General features: G+C 43.8%; 15 protein-coding genes. All 15 read right to left on the minus strand.

Going from position 1 to position 15,524, the window contains the following annotated elements:
• Window positions 1-7: 7 nt before the first annotated feature.
• The 15 genes from recA to MKX41_RS12720 all read right to left on the minus strand — a co-directional run bounded on the left by recA (window position 8) and on the right by MKX41_RS12720 (window position 15,511).
• Window positions 8-1,075: a recombinase RecA gene (gene recA / locus MKX41_RS12650; protein WP_042128809.1), complete on the minus strand. Its 1,068-nt coding sequence runs from the start codon at window positions 1,073-1,075 to the stop codon at window positions 8-10.
• A 299-nt stretch (window positions 1,076-1,374) separates the two neighbouring features.
• Window positions 1,375-2,661, minus strand: coding sequence for a competence/damage-inducible protein A (locus MKX41_RS12655; RefSeq protein WP_042189391.1), 1,287 nt, complete (start codon window positions 2,659-2,661; stop codon window positions 1,375-1,377).
• Window positions 2,662-2,770: 109 nt separating this feature from the next.
• On the minus strand, window positions 2,771-3,358 hold the full coding sequence (gene pgsA / locus MKX41_RS12660) for a CDP-diacylglycerol--glycerol-3-phosphate 3-phosphatidyltransferase (protein ID WP_036688397.1): 588 nt from the start codon (window positions 3,356-3,358) through the stop codon (window positions 2,771-2,773).
• A 153-nt stretch (window positions 3,359-3,511) separates the two neighbouring features.
• Window positions 3,512-4,003, minus strand: coding sequence for a YajQ family cyclic di-GMP-binding protein (locus MKX41_RS12665; RefSeq protein WP_042128814.1), 492 nt, complete (start codon window positions 4,001-4,003; stop codon window positions 3,512-3,514).
• A 201-nt stretch (window positions 4,004-4,204) separates the two neighbouring features.
• Window positions 4,205-4,366 carry a hypothetical protein gene (locus MKX41_RS12670; RefSeq protein WP_179086684.1) on the minus strand — a complete coding sequence of 54 codons (162 nt, stop codon included), beginning with the start codon at window positions 4,364-4,366 and terminating at the stop codon, window positions 4,205-4,207.
• A 79-nt stretch (window positions 4,367-4,445) separates the two neighbouring features.
• Entirely contained in the window at window positions 4,446-5,408 is a 963-nt protein-coding gene (locus MKX41_RS12675) for a helix-turn-helix domain-containing protein (RefSeq protein ID WP_340970866.1), read from the minus strand.
• Window positions 5,409-5,456: 48 nt separating this feature from the next.
• Window positions 5,457-6,224 carry a DUF3388 domain-containing protein gene (locus MKX41_RS12680; RefSeq protein ID WP_042128818.1) on the minus strand — a complete coding sequence of 256 codons (768 nt, stop codon included), beginning with the start codon at window positions 6,222-6,224 and terminating at the stop codon, window positions 5,457-5,459.
• 176 nt (window positions 6,225-6,400) lie between these two features.
• Entirely contained in the window at window positions 6,401-6,664 is a 264-nt protein-coding gene (locus MKX41_RS12685; protein ID WP_042189396.1) for a DUF3243 domain-containing protein, read from the minus strand.
• 136 nt (window positions 6,665-6,800) lie between these two features.
• Window positions 6,801-7,529, minus strand: coding sequence for an elongation factor P 5-aminopentanone reductase (gene ymfI, locus MKX41_RS12690; RefSeq protein ID WP_339271710.1), 729 nt, complete (start codon window positions 7,527-7,529; stop codon window positions 6,801-6,803).
• Window positions 7,530-7,568: 39 nt separating this feature from the next.
• Complete coding sequence (gene yfmH / locus MKX41_RS12695) at window positions 7,569-8,849, minus strand: EF-P 5-aminopentanol modification-associated protein YfmH (protein WP_076285440.1); 1,281 nt, start codon at window positions 8,847-8,849, stop codon at window positions 7,569-7,571.
• A gap of 2 nt (window positions 8,850-8,851) precedes the next feature.
• Window positions 8,852-10,129 carry an EF-P 5-aminopentanol modification-associated protein YfmF gene (gene yfmF, locus MKX41_RS12700; RefSeq protein WP_042189400.1) on the minus strand — a complete coding sequence of 426 codons (1,278 nt, stop codon included), beginning with the start codon at window positions 10,127-10,129 and terminating at the stop codon, window positions 8,852-8,854.
• A gap of 136 nt (window positions 10,130-10,265) precedes the next feature.
• Entirely contained in the window at window positions 10,266-11,132 is an 867-nt protein-coding gene (gene sleB / locus MKX41_RS12705) for a spore cortex-lytic enzyme (protein ID WP_339242088.1), read from the minus strand.
• 651 nt (window positions 11,133-11,783) lie between these two features.
• Entirely contained in the window at window positions 11,784-14,444 is a 2,661-nt protein-coding gene (locus MKX41_RS12710; protein ID WP_076299228.1) for an FtsK/SpoIIIE family DNA translocase, read from the minus strand.
• Between the two features lie 78 nt (window positions 14,445-14,522).
• A complete protein-coding gene (locus MKX41_RS12715) occupies window positions 14,523-14,735 on the minus strand; it encodes a YlzJ-like family protein (protein ID WP_042128829.1) in 213 nt (70 codons plus the stop codon).
• Entirely contained in the window at window positions 14,732-15,511 is a 780-nt protein-coding gene (locus tag MKX41_RS12720) for a ClpP family protease (RefSeq protein ID WP_340970881.1), read from the minus strand. Before MKX41_RS12720 ends, MKX41_RS12715 begins: the two co-directional genes overlap by 4 nt.
• Between the last annotated feature and the right edge of the window lie 13 nt (window positions 15,512-15,524).

Here is a 15,524-nt window from a genome sequence, read left to right on the forward strand (position 1 = left end):
GTAAATTCTATTGTTCGATTTCGAGAAGTAGCTTTTCTTCTTCCTCTTGCTCTGCAATGATTTCCGCTTCATTTGGTGCAGCAACAATAGTGGACAGGTTACTTGCTTCACGGATCTTGTTCTCAATGATAAGTGCAATATCTTGATGTTCTTTCAAGAACTGTTTGGCATTCTCACGTCCTTGACCGAGACGCTCACCCTCATAGGAATACCAAGCACCACTCTTATTCACGATGTCCATTTCAGTACCGATGTCTACAAGACTTCCTTCTCTGGAAATCCCTTCACCATACATGATATCAACATCAGCTTGTTTAAATGGAGGTGCTACCTTATTCTTCACAATCTTGATCTTGGTGCGGTTACCTACAACGTCGTTACCCATCTTAATACTTTCGACACGGCGAACATCCAACCGTACGGAAGAGTAGAATTTCAACGCCCGACCACCCGGTGTTGTCTCAGGGTTACCGAACATAACACCAATTTTCTCACGAAGCTGGTTAATAAAGATAGCAATTGTATTCGATTTACTAATGGCACCAGATAGCTTCCGAAGCGCTTGAGACATCAAACGAGCCTGTAGGCCGACGTGAGAGTCACCCATATCACCTTCGATTTCCGCTTTAGGAACCAACGCAGCTACGGAGTCAACGACAATAATGTCTACTGCACCACTACGGACAAGTGCTTCAGCAATCTCAAGTGCCTGTTCACCCGTATCTGGCTGAGATAGCAACAATTCATCAATGTTTACGCCCAAGTTACGTGCATACTTCGGATCGAGCGCATGCTCAGCATCGATAAATGCAGCTTGTCCTCCTTGTTTTTGCACTTCTGCAATAGCATGAAGAGCAACAGTCGTTTTACCGGAGGATTCAGGCCCGTATACTTCAATAATACGTCCCTTTGGAAGTCCGCCTATACCTAACGCAATATCAAGTGCCAAAGATCCGCTAGGTACAACTTCCACTTGCATATGAGTGGATTCTCCCAGTTTCATGATCGAACCTTTACCAAATTGTTTTTCTATTTGACGAAGCGCCATATCAAGCGCTGCACGACGATCTGACAATCAGACCACTTCCTTCACTGTTTATAATAATATAATAACGTGTTTTTGAGGTCTTGCCAAGCTTTTTTTCGAACATACATTCGTTTTTTTTGTCTCAAGCGTTAATTATCCCTTTTATTGTAAGCCTCCCTCCGGAAATAGAAGTTAACTGATTTCTCTACTTCACCGGACATCAACGACTTATGATCAAAACCAAAACAGCGATCAAAATCTCCGCAGATATACAAAAAACCGCAGCAAAGAAATCTCAGTGCCACGGTTCTTCCGTATGTCTCAATTATAACTGGGCTAATCTCCCATTACAAGTCTGAGCCTTCAAGAGGTGTCTCCACCTTCCGTTCCTCAAGTCTGCGCCATAGACGATACAACAGAGCTTTAACAGTACGCAGTCGTATATTTTCACGTGTACCTTTAAGATTAAGCTCGTATACTTCTGTCTTACGCCCGCGTTCAGCTAAACCAATAAATACAAGTCCAACTGGCTTACGTTCAGAATAGCCTGGTCCTGCTACACCAGTTACAGATAAACCGAAATCACTATCTGCGATCATTCTCACCTGATCAGCTAACACCTCGGCAACTTCACGACTAACTGCCCCTGGAGCATCTGGCCCCTCCAAATAAGCACTTGGCACATTCAGAAGTTTTTTCTTCAGGTCGTTGGAATAACAGACGATTCCTCCCGCAAACATCGAAGCACTGCCTGGAATGTTAGTTATACTCTCCATCAGCAAGCCTCCCGTGCAACTCTCTGCCGCACTTAAAGTCAGACCTGCATCCGCCATCCAATCCACAATCAATTGCTCCAGTGGCACATCAATATTTGCATATAAATGTTCTGGCAAAATCTCTTTGATCTGTTTCTCCAGAATCTCCAGCTTCTTGTAAGCTTCATGCTCGGAAGGCGCCTTTGTCGAAATACGAACGGTTACCTCTCCCTCTTTAGCGTAAGGAGCTATGGTTGGGTCTGTCTGGCTGTGAATAAGATCAATGAGCTTATCCTCAAGCAGTGATTCTCCGATACCGGCAAATTTAAGCATTTTAGAATAAAGTGGCATTTCTGTCGTTAGAGCGTGCTGCTGGAGCCACGGTACAGCTTTATCTACGAACATCGGCTTCATCTCGCGAGGCGGACCAGGAAGCACAATATAATATTTTTTTTCATGCTCAAAAGCAATGCCAACAGCAAGACCAATCTCATTTGGCAAAGGTGTAGTTCCTTCAATTATAAGTGCCTGTTTACGATTATTCTCCGTCATTACAATCTTTCGATCATCAAAGAAACGTTGTACATGATCCATTGCCAAGCGATCTATATGAAGTGTGCGACCTAAGGAAGCAGCCAGCGCGTCCTTCGTTAGATCATCTTCTGTAGGACCAATACCACCGGTAAATATGATAACATCCGCTCTGCTTTGAGCGATCTCAATGGCTTGCTGCAAGCGACTGCTGTTATCCCCAACTACGGTTTGAAAATATACATCAATCCCAATAGCAGCTAGCTCAATAGACAAAAACTGGGCATTACTATTTACGATTTGACCGAGCAAAAGCTCCGTGCCTACTGCAATAATCTCCGCTTTCATACCTGGCTTTCGCCTCCTCGTTATAATGTAGATACACTGCTTTTAGGGTTTAAAAAAGGTAATAGGTGCTTTACCTATTACCTCTCCTATATGTAGCTGCCTAAAACGCTTAAGCATTATGCAGCTGTAATAGATCCTTATTCTTCACAAAATAATCAATTCCAGAGTAAATAGTGATCAAGGCTGCAGCCCAGATGGCAATATCGTCTACAGGAATGCTGACGAATTGAAATGGGAAATTATTCAACAACAGCAGTGAGATCGCTACAATTTGTACAACCGTCTTTATCTTACCCCATTTGCTGGCGGCAACCACTTTTCCCTCTAACAATGCTATCTGGCGAAGCCCGGTTACTGCGAACTCACGACTAATGATAACAATTGCGATCCATGAATCACATCTGCCCAATTCCACAAGTGAAATCAGAACTGCAGAAACTAACAGCTTGTCCGCTAACGGATCAAGGAGCTTACCGAGATTGGTGACCATATTATATTTCCTTGCTATGTAGCCGTCTATTCCATCTGTGCTCGCTGCAAGCAAAAAGATTACAGCTGCCACCAAATGATTAACAGATAGCTGAAAAGAGCCCCAATGTATCGGTTCTGGATAAAAACTGAAATCCACCAGTAAGAAAAACATCATAATCGGGATCAGGCAAATACGTGCTAGCGTGATGCGGTTGGGCAAATTCACTGAAGTTCCTCCCCTAAATCGTTCATACAAATTGCCTGAGTCAGGCTCATCTATTTCTACTTAAGCAAGTATATTATAGCTATAAATAGGTGTCAAAAAAAATACAAAGCACCCCGCATAATGGCGCTGATAAGCACTGCGGGGTACAAAATGCTATTTTAAGTTGTTGAACTGCAGGTCCAGCGGCAAATCAGCTTTACGCAAAATCTGGATAATTTGTTGTAAATCATCGCGACTCTTACCAGTTACACGGATCTGATCTCCTTGAATCTGGCTCTTCACCTTCAATTTCGAATCACGAATCAGGATGTTAATTTTTTTTGCGTTCTCCTGATCAATTCCTTGCTTAAGACCTAAACGCTGACGAACACTACCCAGAGAAGCAGGCTCCACTTTGCCGAAATCCAAGTTTTTCAGCGTGATACCTCTCTTCACCATCTTCGATTGTAAAATATCAATAACAGCGTTTAACTTATATTCGTCCTCAGAGGCGATAATAAGTGCGTCTTTCTCCAGCTTCAGACTACTCTTGCTGTTCTTAAAGTCAAAGCGGTTGTCAATTTCTTTCTCTGTTTGGTGGATCGCATTGGTTAATTCCTGCATATCCATTTTAGATACGATATCAAATGAACTTTCTGAACTCATAACTACACGTCCTTTGTACTTTTTAGTCTGCTACTATTATAAAAGAATGATACCCTTAAGTCTAATATTGGATAATATGTACCTCACCCGACACAGAAAACAGCCCCACATAGTGGAGCTTTTCCTTCGAAATGAGTTGTGTTTCAGGTAGAAATACGTCTCCAATGGAAAATATCCTTGGAGACGCACATTCTAAATTCTCTATCTGCTTCGAAGCGGGCTTCGAAACATATCCAGAATTCCAAGCACGATATGTGCAAGACCGAACCCGAGAATTCCATAACCCCAAGCACTTGGTGTCATATAGTATCCGATAAGACTGACAACAACCCCAAGTCCAGCTACAATCCAGCTAACAATCATGAATGTACACCCCACTTTGGCTAAGAACTAGAAACAGTCTTATGTTCCCCGCAAAGCCAAAGTCTATGCATCATTTTTCTTATTGGCCTGTTTCATTAGTCTGGTCGGTAGTATCGGTGGTGCCTTCATTCTGGGTCGTTTCACTTCCTGTACCATCATCCAGATTAAGTAGCAGACGAGATGAGGTCTTTTCATCCGTAATTACTTGTCCATTGACAGTAATCTCAGTAGCTGGTGAATAACCAGATTTAATATACATTCCTTCACTTCCAAGCACAAAGCTCATACGATCTCCTGCCGCTGTGTTACCAAATGAGAGTTTTTCACCTTTAGAGTTCTCACCTTTATACACCTCAAGCCAGCTTACCCCAGTAGCTGAAATCTCAACCTTCACTTCACTTCCAGCCGGAGCTGAAACCTTGAATTTTGTTGTTTTTCCTGCTTTCCCATCCGGTGTAACTGTAATGGATTGCGGGGAAGGCGTAGGTGTTGGTAATGGCGTTGGCTCTGCAGTAGGTTCAGTTGTTGCTTCTGTTCCTGCCGAAGAAGTTGGCGCCACAACTCCACCTCCTGAAGCCGGTGGAGATGTTTTAGCAGTCGTAGGATCCTGCTGTTCATTCGTCAGATTCGTCTGATCAATCTGATCAGGGTCCGGTTTGTTCAAACTAGATGCATAAATGTAAATCACAACAATAATTAATATTGGAAATGTCCACATTAGCACTGTTGGCAGCCATTTTGCATTCCGTTCGGTTTCAGGTCTACGGCTGCGTTTTTGAATCACCGTTTCCATGGCTGTGTCTTCGGGAGGGGCAGGTACATTCCCATGCTCCTCTAGCAGTTCGTCAGGACTCATCCCTACTGCCTCTGCGTACGTTTTGATAAACGCCCTAACATAAAAACTTCCTGGAAGCACCTTATAGTCTCCAGACTCGATGGCTTCCAAATACTTTTTGCGAATTTTCGTTACTTCCTGGACATCGTCAAGACTCATCCCTTTTTGCAGACGCGCCTCTTTCAATTGCCGGCCCAGTTCCGACATACCATCACCTCCTGTAAATTTCAATGAATATCATTGTTCATTCTTGTTCTATAAATCATCACTGTAGCTAGTCGTAAACGACTCGTACAATATTTCTTCATTTGGATTATTGCGAAGCTCGATAATAATATCAAAATCATCAAAGGTGTACTCAGATTCCCGCACAAAAATATCTGGATGCTCGATCACTTTCGTGCTTGGCATACTCATAACATTTTGTAATAAATTATAATGCTTCTCATTAGAGCGGATCGTACTAACAATACCATCAATGATAAATACATTATGTGGGTTCATCTCATCTTCTGCTAATTGACTTCGAACCGTCTGACGTAAAAGTGTCGAGGAGACAAATGTCCAACGCTTCATCGCGCAGACACTGCCAGCAATAATTGATTCCGTCTTTCCTACACGGGGCATACCTCGAAGTCCTATTACCTGATTTCCATCTTTTTTAAACAGTTCCCCGAGAAAATCGACCAATAGACCAAGCTCATCCCGAGTAAAACGAAACGTCTTCCGATCATCTGAATCCCGTTCAATATATCGCCCATGGCGCACAGCCAGCTTGTCTACGAGTCTTGGAGACCGCAGAGCTGAAACTGTAATATTATCAACTTTCTTGAGCATTTCGCCCATCAGCATTATTTTGTCATCGTCATTGGTCTCCAGCAACATTCCTCGAGTCTTTCCTTCAACGCCATTAATCGTCAGAATGTTGACTTCTAGCATCCCTAACATTGAAGCGATATCACCAAGCAGACCGGGTCTGTTCTTGTGAATCTTGTATTCCATATACCATTGTTTATATTCCACTTGTACACCTCATAGATTCCTTTTCCCGCACTTTGATATACATCAAAAAAATGCCGTTCAGACAAAGCGGTCTGAAACACGGGTCATGTTAATGATATATAAAATAAAAATGAAAGGCAAGGTCAGTCCTGTAATAATTGCAGAAAAGCTCCCACAAGGGGAGCTTTTCCGCAAGCTTAGGCGTGATTTTTCGCCAACTTGACCATGAGTTTAGCAATCGTCTGCTTTTCTTCATCGTTGCCGACGTCCCATAGCTCTTTGATTGCACGGTTTTGAGTGTTTGCTGGATCCACTTTTTCATCGAGGAATTCCCCAATTTCAAAAGCCAGCTTTGAGATTGTGTCTTCACTCATCCCAAGTTTCTCCGCCTGTACAACTCGTTTTCCCAGAAATTTCTTCCAGGTGTCAAAATTTTTGATTACGCTATCTTCTTGTGTCATCTTAAATCCTCCTTCATGTTTACGGTCAAACACCTGCATACAGGCTGTAAGCCGCCTTACGTGAGATTTAAAAACAACACTTATAATATGTCTTAGAAGCTAAGTTATTATGCTGGAGCTTTTCTCCAACTGAAGATCAGGTAATCCATCCACCATTTGGACTAATAATCTGGCCAGTGATATACCCGGACTCAGGCAAAGCCAAAAAATAAATTAGTGAAGATATTTCATTAGGCGTAGCCAAACGCCCTACTGGAATCTCATCCTCCAGCATCCGGACTTCATCCTCCTGTAAATTGGACAACATGTTCGTATTAACCGCTCCTGGAGCTACCGCGTTAACCGTTACACCAGATGGAGCCAGCTCTTTAGCTAAAGCCTTTGTAAAGGCATTCACTCCACCCTTACTAGCCGAATAAGCTACTTCGCAAGAAGCTCCAGTGATTCCCCATACGGAAGAAACGTTGATGATACGACCATAACGTTGCGATACCATGTACGGCATAAAGATCTGACTGCACATATAGGTTCCCTTCAAGTTAATGGACATAATGTCATCCCATTCCTCTTCGGTCACATCAGCTAGCATTCCGTAATGCGATTTACCGGCATTATTGACGAGAATATCCGGCTGCATCCCATTACTCTCAAGCTTTTCCGCCATACGTACAATCTGACTACGATCCTTCATATCCGCGTTTACTGTCATTACCTTTGCGCCAAGGGCCATACAACGCCGAGCGACATCATTCGCAGCTTCATGTGAGTGTCTGTAATGAATAACTATATTCATCCCCACAGAAGCAAATCGTTCCGCAATGGCGCCGCCGATCCCTCCGCTTCCCCCTGTAATGAGCACTGTCATTTCCCCTAGTGGTTTGCTGCTCTCTCCCAAAACGCTCACCTAAGGACTCACCACCAATGAAACGGCAAGCTGTTCCCAGTTTACATGGGCTTGCAGACGCTCATTTACTTCTGCCAGAGTGATCGATTCATACATAGGCAGAACTTCAAACAGGTCACCACCACGGAACTGGTAGCGTGTAAATTCATGTGCGATACTTTCAGGGGAGTTCAGCATGCGCAAATAACCGCCAATTTTCTTTTTCCGTGCCCGCTCGAAATCCTTCTCCGCAAAGCCAGACTTTAAGATTAGATCTACTTCTTCTTTAATTCGTTTTAAAAGCAAGTCCGGATCCTTTGTATCCCCACCCATTGCAGAAAAAGCATACTGCGGAGAACTATTAAATTCATGTCCAAAGCTGTCCGAGATCAATTCCTCATCATAAAGCTTTTGATACAATGCTGTGCTACTACCTACCAACAAATCGAGCATTAGCTTCGTTATCAGGTCGCGTTTCAGAGAAGCTTCACCTGTTAGATCTTCTACTTTTTCCTTGAAACCAAACATGATTTTCGGCATCGAAACAGCAAGCTTGCTTTCTAGCCGTTTTGTAGCGACTTGTTCGGGTTCATCTTCAAAAATACGCTTGATTTCACCCTGCTTGCCGTAGGTTTTACCCTTTTGGTTAGCGCGAATCAAGGAAAATACTTTCTCCGGGTCCACACCCCCAACCACGAACAACAACATATTGCTAGGGTGATAAAAAGCGTTATAACATGTGTACAGCGTTTCTTTCGTGATCGTACTAATCGATTCTACCGTACCTGCAATGTCAATCCGAACCGGATGCTTCGAATACATCGCTTCAATAAGGCCAAAATACACGCGCCAGTCCGGATTATCAGCATACATATTGATTTCTTGACCAATAATTCCCTTTTCCTTTTCTACATTCTCATCTGTAAAATAAGGTCGCTGAACAAAATCAACGAGCGTACTAAGATTGGTCTCTATATTTTCTGTTGCTGAGAAAAGATAAACTGTCTGATCAAAGCTTGTAAAAGCATTGGCCGAGGCTCCATTTGAAGCAAAGGTAGCAAAAATATCGCCTTCTGGCTCTTCGAACATTTTGTGCTCTAAAAAGTGAGCTATACCATCAGGAACAGTGGTCTCTTCTCCACCTGCGACATGAAAATGATTGTCAACGGAACCGTATTTAGTTGCAAATGTAGCATAGGTCTTTTTGAAGGTTGGTTTCGGCAACACATATACCTGAAGTCCGTTATCCATGACCTCATGATAAATGGTCTCTTGAAGTCTGTCGTAATGAATTTGTTCCATCGTTATTCCTCCTTTCCTGTCAAGAAATATATCGTATCCAGCTGAAAGGTTTCGGCGGCAGCTTTTACATCTTCAGCACCTATTTGTTCCACCTGCTCCAATAGCTGATCCGCTGTCCGTTCTTTTCCTGACAACTGGCGGTTGAAGTCGTAAGAGATCATTTCAAAAGCAGAATCCGGAATCTCGGAAAGCTGATTGCGGATCATAGCTTTGGTCTGACTCAGTTCAAGATCACTGATATTGCCAGCTTTCATTTCTTCCAATTGCTTCTCTATAATGTCCACGGCTTTGCCGTAATTTTGCGTTTCGATGCCTGATTGAATCGTTCCAATGCCCTTGTGGCCGTCATAACGAGACGAAGCATAATAGGCAAGGCTTGCCTTCTCACGTACGTTAACGAAGAGTTTAGAGTGGGGATACCCTCCTAATATTCCGTTGTACATAAGTGCGGACGCGTAATTATCATCCTTATAAGTAATAGAGGTGCGTAGACCCAGGTTCAACTTGCCCTGACTGACATCCAGCTTCTCTTCTACAGTCCGCACCTCATTAACTGATACAGGTACGAACTTAGAGCTATATAAGCCCACCTCGGACTGAACCCGACCGAAATGACGCTGTACAAGCTTTTCTACTTCCTCAGCTGTTGTGTCACCCACTACATAGAGATCAAGGATGGCATCATCGAGCCAGGAATTATACGATTCATACAAACTTTTCGGAGTGATTTGATCCAGATCCGCTCTTTGCCCCAGAGGGTGAAGACGATATGGCTCGTTACGGCACATTTCCTCAATACAGCGCTCAGCAGCGTAACGTATCTTGTCATTTACGATGGACTCCAGCTTCTTGCGAACGGTTTCACGCTCCGTTGCAACATACGAAGGTCGGAAGCTGCCGTCTTCAACTAATGGACGAGTCAGTACTTCACCTAAGAAAGCGAAGGATTGTTCAAGTAAGCTCTCCTGGCTTTGCACAAAAGAGTCATTAATAGTATCCATGCGGAACTGAACGATTTGATAATCGCCTCTTTTATAAATATCAAACCCGAATCCAGCGCCATACAGTTCCTCCAAACGCTCGCGGAATTGCGTGGTCTCCGGATAAGTCGCGGTACCTCTGCGAAGCACGAATGGAGCTAGTGCAGTAGAAGTTACTGTATTCTCATCAAGAGGGATCCCCGCATAAAGTGAGATCGCGTAGGTCTTGAACGCCTTGGTTGGCATAACGTGAATGCGCAAGCCTCCTACGGTGCCATGCTGAAATACATTATTAGTCAAGTCCAAAACTCCTTTACGGCGTGGATAGTTGCTCTACATCATGTTTATGAATTATTAACCATTCTAAACCATTCCAAAGTAAGGAAGCAACCGGAAGCCTCTTCCCGGTTGCTCTCTGAATTCTCTATCCTTCTTTTTACATACAGAAAATATGCTGACCAATCGTCTTCACCTGAGGACGGGTCCAAATCCATTTAGAGGTCGCTGTTTTAGGATTGAAGTAATACAAACATCCACCTGAAGGGTCCCAACCATTGAGTGCTTGCTGCACTGCTTTACGTGCTTGCTCATTGGGCTCCAGATAGATCTGACCATCGGCCACAGCTGTAAATGCTCCCGGTTGAAAAATAACGCCAGACGGCGTATTCGGGAAACTAGGTGATTTCACTCGGTTTAAAATGACCGCAGCAACAGCAACCTGACCTTCGAAAGGCTCACCTCTGGCTTCTCCATACACGGCATTAGCCATGATCTTGAGATCATTCTCCGATAAGCCCATCGAATTACCTGAAGACAATCCTGGCGAATTCGTTTTATTGGACGTATTTGTTTTATTGCCAGTGTTATTCTGTGCTGTCTTATTTCCCGTGCCCGTAGAAGGCTCAGTCGGCTTCCAGTTCTTCGTGGCGTTATACAGCTTCAGCTTAGTTTTGGCACCCACAATGCCATCAGACTTCATTCCGAATTTCCATTGAAACCAAGTTACTGCATTCTTCGTTTTTGGCCCAAAATGACTGTCTATTTTTCCGGCATAATAACCTAAATGCTTTAATCGCCCCTGCAATTCATAGACATCCTGACCCGTGGACCCAAGTTTAATGGGTGTTGTACTGAAAGCCGGCAAGACTTCTTCGTCAGGATTATTTAACTCGTGGACAAATGACGCAGCAGCACTTTGCTTGGTCTGAACAATGCCATTCCCCTTGAAAAACGTTCCTGCAAACGGCGCGGCAGCAAGTGCAAGAGTTAAAGCAGCAAATATCCACATCTTTTGTTTCTTCATAGGGTTCGCTCTACCTTTCTTTTGTAAGTTCTGCATGGATGGCTAAAGTTATTATGACGACTGTCAGCGCATCCTATGCATTACTAAAAAAGAAGAAATAGCTTTTCATTATAATTGAGAATAATTATCAACTATAATACGAAATAAGAAAACCATGAAGTTGATATGAATCTGAATTTAAAGGACCACATTTTACTGTGGAACCACGCATGAATTGAAATTATAGATATGAGTCATACTTTTCAACATTTTAGTGATATGAATTCATAATAGTCCAAGTAACAGGTTCGCACTTTTAGGGAAAAACTCCCTGAAAATAGTGGATATTCTCTGATAATGAATGGAATTAGGGAATTCCTCCCTAAAAATCAGGCCAATTCCTTTATTTCTTACCAAAATTAATAAATTATAGGGAGCTTTTCCCTAATTATAAGTCTGAGAACCAATAATCTCAGAATTTCAGGGAGAAATTCCCTAATTATTTTAATGAAGCTTCACTCGGAGCCTCATTCGTAGCTTCACTAAAGCCATTATTTGAAGTGTCATTTACACTTCTTCAGCACGAGTAAGGGGCCGTCCCCAAGTAGTACAAACTACTTGGGGACGGCCCCTTTTTACTGTCTATTTAAGGTTTAAACTGACTTGTTCAGCTTAAGAACTGATCTTGTTATGCTGATACTGCTCAAGTGATACAAGCACCTCACGCGGCTTGCTGCCCTCGTAAGGCCCTATTACCCCACGAGCCTCCATAGAGTCAATCAAACGGGCTGCACGGGTGTAACCAACCCTCATCCGGCGCTGTAGTAGCGAGACTGAAGCTTGCTTCGCTTCAAGCACGATCGTTACGGCCTGCTCATATAATTCATCCTGTGGCTCCTGGTCTTCAGCAATTGTGTCATCAACCTCTGGAACAATGGACTCATCATATTCTGCTTCACCTTGACTGCTGACATATTGAACGATCGTCTCAACCTCTTGATCGCTCATAAAGGCACCCTGCACACGAATCGGTTTAGAAGCCCCCATCGGTAAGAACAGCATGTCTCCCCGACCTAACAGCTTCTCCGCACCTGGCATATCCAGAATGGTACGTGAGTCTACATTGGAAGATACGCCGAAAGCGATACGAGATGGAATATTCGCCTTAATCAAACCTGTAATGACATCCACGGAAGGACGCTGAGTGGCGATAATTAAATGTATACCAGCTGCACGCGCCATCTGTGCAAGCCGACAGATAGCATCCTCTACATCGTTAGCGGCAACCATCATCAAATCCGCAAGCTCGTCCACAATAACAACGATATACGGAAGTATAGCAGCTGGGTTCTCTGCCATCAGCTTATTATAGCCTTCCATGTTGCGTGTTCCTGATTTGGAGAAGAGTTCATACCTTTTCTCCATTTCCACAACGATCTTCTTTAAAGCTAAGCTCGCCCGCTTCGGATCAGTAACGACTGGAGCCAGAAGATGCGGAATCCCATTATAGACATTCAGCTCTACCATCTTCGGGTCCACCATCAGGAATTTGACTTCATCAGGTTTAGCTTTGTATAAAATACTCGTAATAATCCCGTTAATACAAACCGATTTACCAGAACCCGTTGCACCAGCCACCAATAAATGGGGCATCTTCGCTAAATTACCGATAATCGTTTGACCCGAAATATCACGTCCAAAAGCAATCGATAATCTGGATTCAGCTTCCTGAAAGATCTGTGTCTCCATAACTTCACGCATGGTCACAATAGACACTTCGGAATTCGGTACCTCTATCCCAATGGCTGATTTACCCGGAATTGGCGCCTCCATACGTATATCTTTGGCTGCAAGCGCAAGCGCAATGTCATCCGTCAGATTAACAATGCGGCTAACTTTGACACCGATATCCGGCTGAATCTCATACCGTGTAACCGCTGGACCTCTAACTACTTCGAGAACCTTTGCTCTAACACCGAAACTCTCTAGGGTAGCTTCTAGCTTACGGGCGGTCTGCATATAATCATTCTGATCTCCCGCTTTGCCGCTGTTGTTAGGTTTGGCTAGAAGTCGGAAAGATGGCAGCTTATAAGGTTTTGGTGGAGGTGGTGCCGGTGGAGCAGGAATGATCTGTCCATCAGGAGTAGCGCTTAGCAATCCATCCAAGTCTATAGTCACATTCTCCTCAGGCTCATCTGAAGGCTGTTGACTAACTGGATTAACCCCGGCAACAGGAGCTTTGACGGTAACACCACGAGCTGCTGGAGAGAATTCACTCCATTCCTCCCGATCTTCCTCATTCAGCCCTTCTGAGCGGATATGCTCAAAGAAGTCGCGAATAATTGGAGTCACAGGTTCCATATCCATATCTGCATCATCAAAATCATGATGGATATCCTCAAGTGGAGTCACACGACTATCTACTGAAAGCCCAGAAATGATCGGACCGTGCGAAGCACTTGTTACAATTGGACCTTGATCATCATCCTCAGAATCGGCTTCCGCCTCTGAACGGGTGGAGCCTGTGAACCAACCGGATATTTTTTTCAATAGAACAGGTTGCTTACGATTAGGTAAATATCGATCGTCTTCTTCCTCTTCGTCATCTTCGTCATAGACAGGCTGCTTCACCGGCCGAGTCTTTGCGGGTGCGGCTGCTTTGGAAGGTCTAGCAGCTACTGGGACTGCCTTCGGACGGTTTGCCGCATGGAGACGAATCCCCTCCACAAACTTAACCGTACGAACTCGCAAAAGAGTAATAATCTCTACATAGGAGAGATTTGTAATTAACATAAAGCTGATGGCAAGCATAACGATCATGAGCAGCTTAGCTCCCAGACTACCAAAGAGCCACAGCAGTGCAGCATACTCCAATCCACCGATATATCCACCACTTATATCCTTACCCAGCATATAGACATTACTATTGTTAACACCGGGCGAAAGAGATCCCGAAAGATCATTATGTATTTGTGTCATCACGTTGCCAGGATGGAGCAAGGACAACGGGCCAAGCTTCTGCTCCATTGCAGAAATAGTGCTCATAAGGCACATGGATAGCAGAAGCAGAAGCACGCCTGTATGTCGACTGTTCCAAGAAGAAGGCCATCTTCGATGGATCATAACCATAAGCCCATAAAAAATACCAATAAGCGGCAACACAAAATAAAATCTCCCTAATAAATAACCCGCCATACTTGAAAGTGACCGTCCTACCGCCGCTTCACCAGACAGAGCAATAACGGATATCGTTATTAGTAAAATTCCGTAAATTTCATATTTTAAAACACTGCCGAGCAGCGCTTTTTTCTTTTTCTTTTTTCGTTTAGCCACGCCAGCCACCCCCGGAACAACATTATACCATATAATGGCGTGGCGTACCTATGTTCTCTTTTGTCAAAAAATGAATCTTTATGTTAACGTAATTATCGCTCCAGGAGAGAACGACGGATCTAAATATCGCTCCAAAGGACAATCCAGCAATCTTACTATGCGCGCGCGTCCTTCCTCCATCGGCTCAACCTGCATGAGCATCCCCTGAACACTTACTTCTCGCGTTGTAGCGTAATTATTAAACGCCCCCTCCCAGACCTGTTCCATCGACATTATCGTATAGAGTGTCATTGCGTAAGCCCTCCCGAAATCGCTGCTGTAGGCGCTGCAGAGAAATCTCCACCAATCATGCGGTTAAGATGCGCTAAGGCAGCTCCGATCCCGCCCACCTCATCCATGAGACCATATTTAACAGCGTCCAACCCCCCAACGGCTGTTCCAATATCACGATTGAGCTCACCTGTTTTAAACATGAGGTCACGGAACTGTTCTTCAGAAATCCGAGAATGAGAAGTAACGAATTTCACTACACGCTCCTGCATTTTTTCCATGTATTCGAACGTCTGTGGCACTCCAATTACTAAGCCATTCATACGAATCGGATGTATCGTCATTGTTGCACTTTCCGCAATAATTGAATACGTAGAGGATACAGCGATCGGAACGCCAATACTATGGCCCCCTCCAATCACTACTGTTACCGTTGGTTTAGAGAGCGAAGAAATCATTTCGGCAATCGCTAGACCAGCTTCTACATCTCCACCAACAGTATTTAAAATAATAAGCAGACCTTTAATATTCTTATTCTGTTCAGCTGCCACCAGCTGGGGAATGATATGTTCGTATTTCGTCGTTTTGTTCTGAGGAGGCATTACAATATGGCCTTCAATCTGACCGATGATCGTTATGCAAAAGATATCCGGTTCACCAGTAGGAACCGCTGTTTGTCCAAGCTCTTTAAGTGCACCCATTGTAGTGGGCGGCATGTTTTCATTTTTACTTGGATTTCCCTCTTGTGGTATAACTTCCTCATTCTTTGCTCCATTTGATCCATTCATGTAGTTCATTTTCGCAGCTCTC

The organism is Paenibacillus sp. FSL R5-0475 (genome assembly GCF_038004585.1).
In the GTDB taxonomy this organism is placed as follows: domain Bacteria; phylum Bacillota; class Bacilli; order Paenibacillales; family Paenibacillaceae; genus Paenibacillus_AQ.

Bases quoted from the DNA above. Each gene is read 5' to 3' on its own strand.
- MKX41_RS12655 (WP_042189391.1), bottom strand. From the start codon at position 2,661: ATGAAAGCGGAGATTATTGCAGTAGGCACGGAGCTTTTGCTCGGTCAA.
- MKX41_RS12665 (WP_042128814.1), bottom strand. From the start codon at position 4,003: ATGAGTTCAGAAAGTTCATTTGATATCGTATCTAAAATGGATATGCAG.
- MKX41_RS12670 (WP_179086684.1), bottom strand. From the start codon at position 4,366: ATGATTGTTAGCTGGATTGTAGCTGGACTTGGGGTTGTTGTCAGTCTT.
- MKX41_RS12675 (WP_340970866.1), bottom strand. From the start codon at position 5,408: ATGTCGGAACTGGGCCGGCAATTGAAAGAGGCGCGTCTGCAAAAAGGG.
- MKX41_RS12685 (WP_042189396.1), bottom strand. From the start codon at position 6,664: ATGACACAAGAAGATAGCGTAATCAAAAATTTTGACACCTGGAAGAAA.
- ymfI (WP_339271710.1), bottom strand. From the start codon at position 7,529: ATGACAGTGCTCATTACAGGGGGAAGCGGAGGGATCGGCGGCGCCATT.
- yfmH (WP_076285440.1), bottom strand. From the start codon at position 8,849: ATGGAACAAATTCATTACGACAGACTTCAAGAGACCATTTATCATGAG.
- sleB (WP_339242088.1), bottom strand. From the start codon at position 11,132: ATGAAGAAACAAAAGATGTGGATATTTGCTGCTTTAACTCTTGCACTT.
- MKX41_RS12715 (WP_042128829.1), bottom strand. From the start codon at position 14,735: ATGACACTCTATACGATAATGTCGATGGAACAGGTCTGGGAGGGGGCG.
- MKX41_RS12720 (WP_340970881.1), bottom strand. From the start codon at position 15,511: ATGAACTACATGAATGGATCAAATGGAGCAAAGAATGAGGAAGTTATA.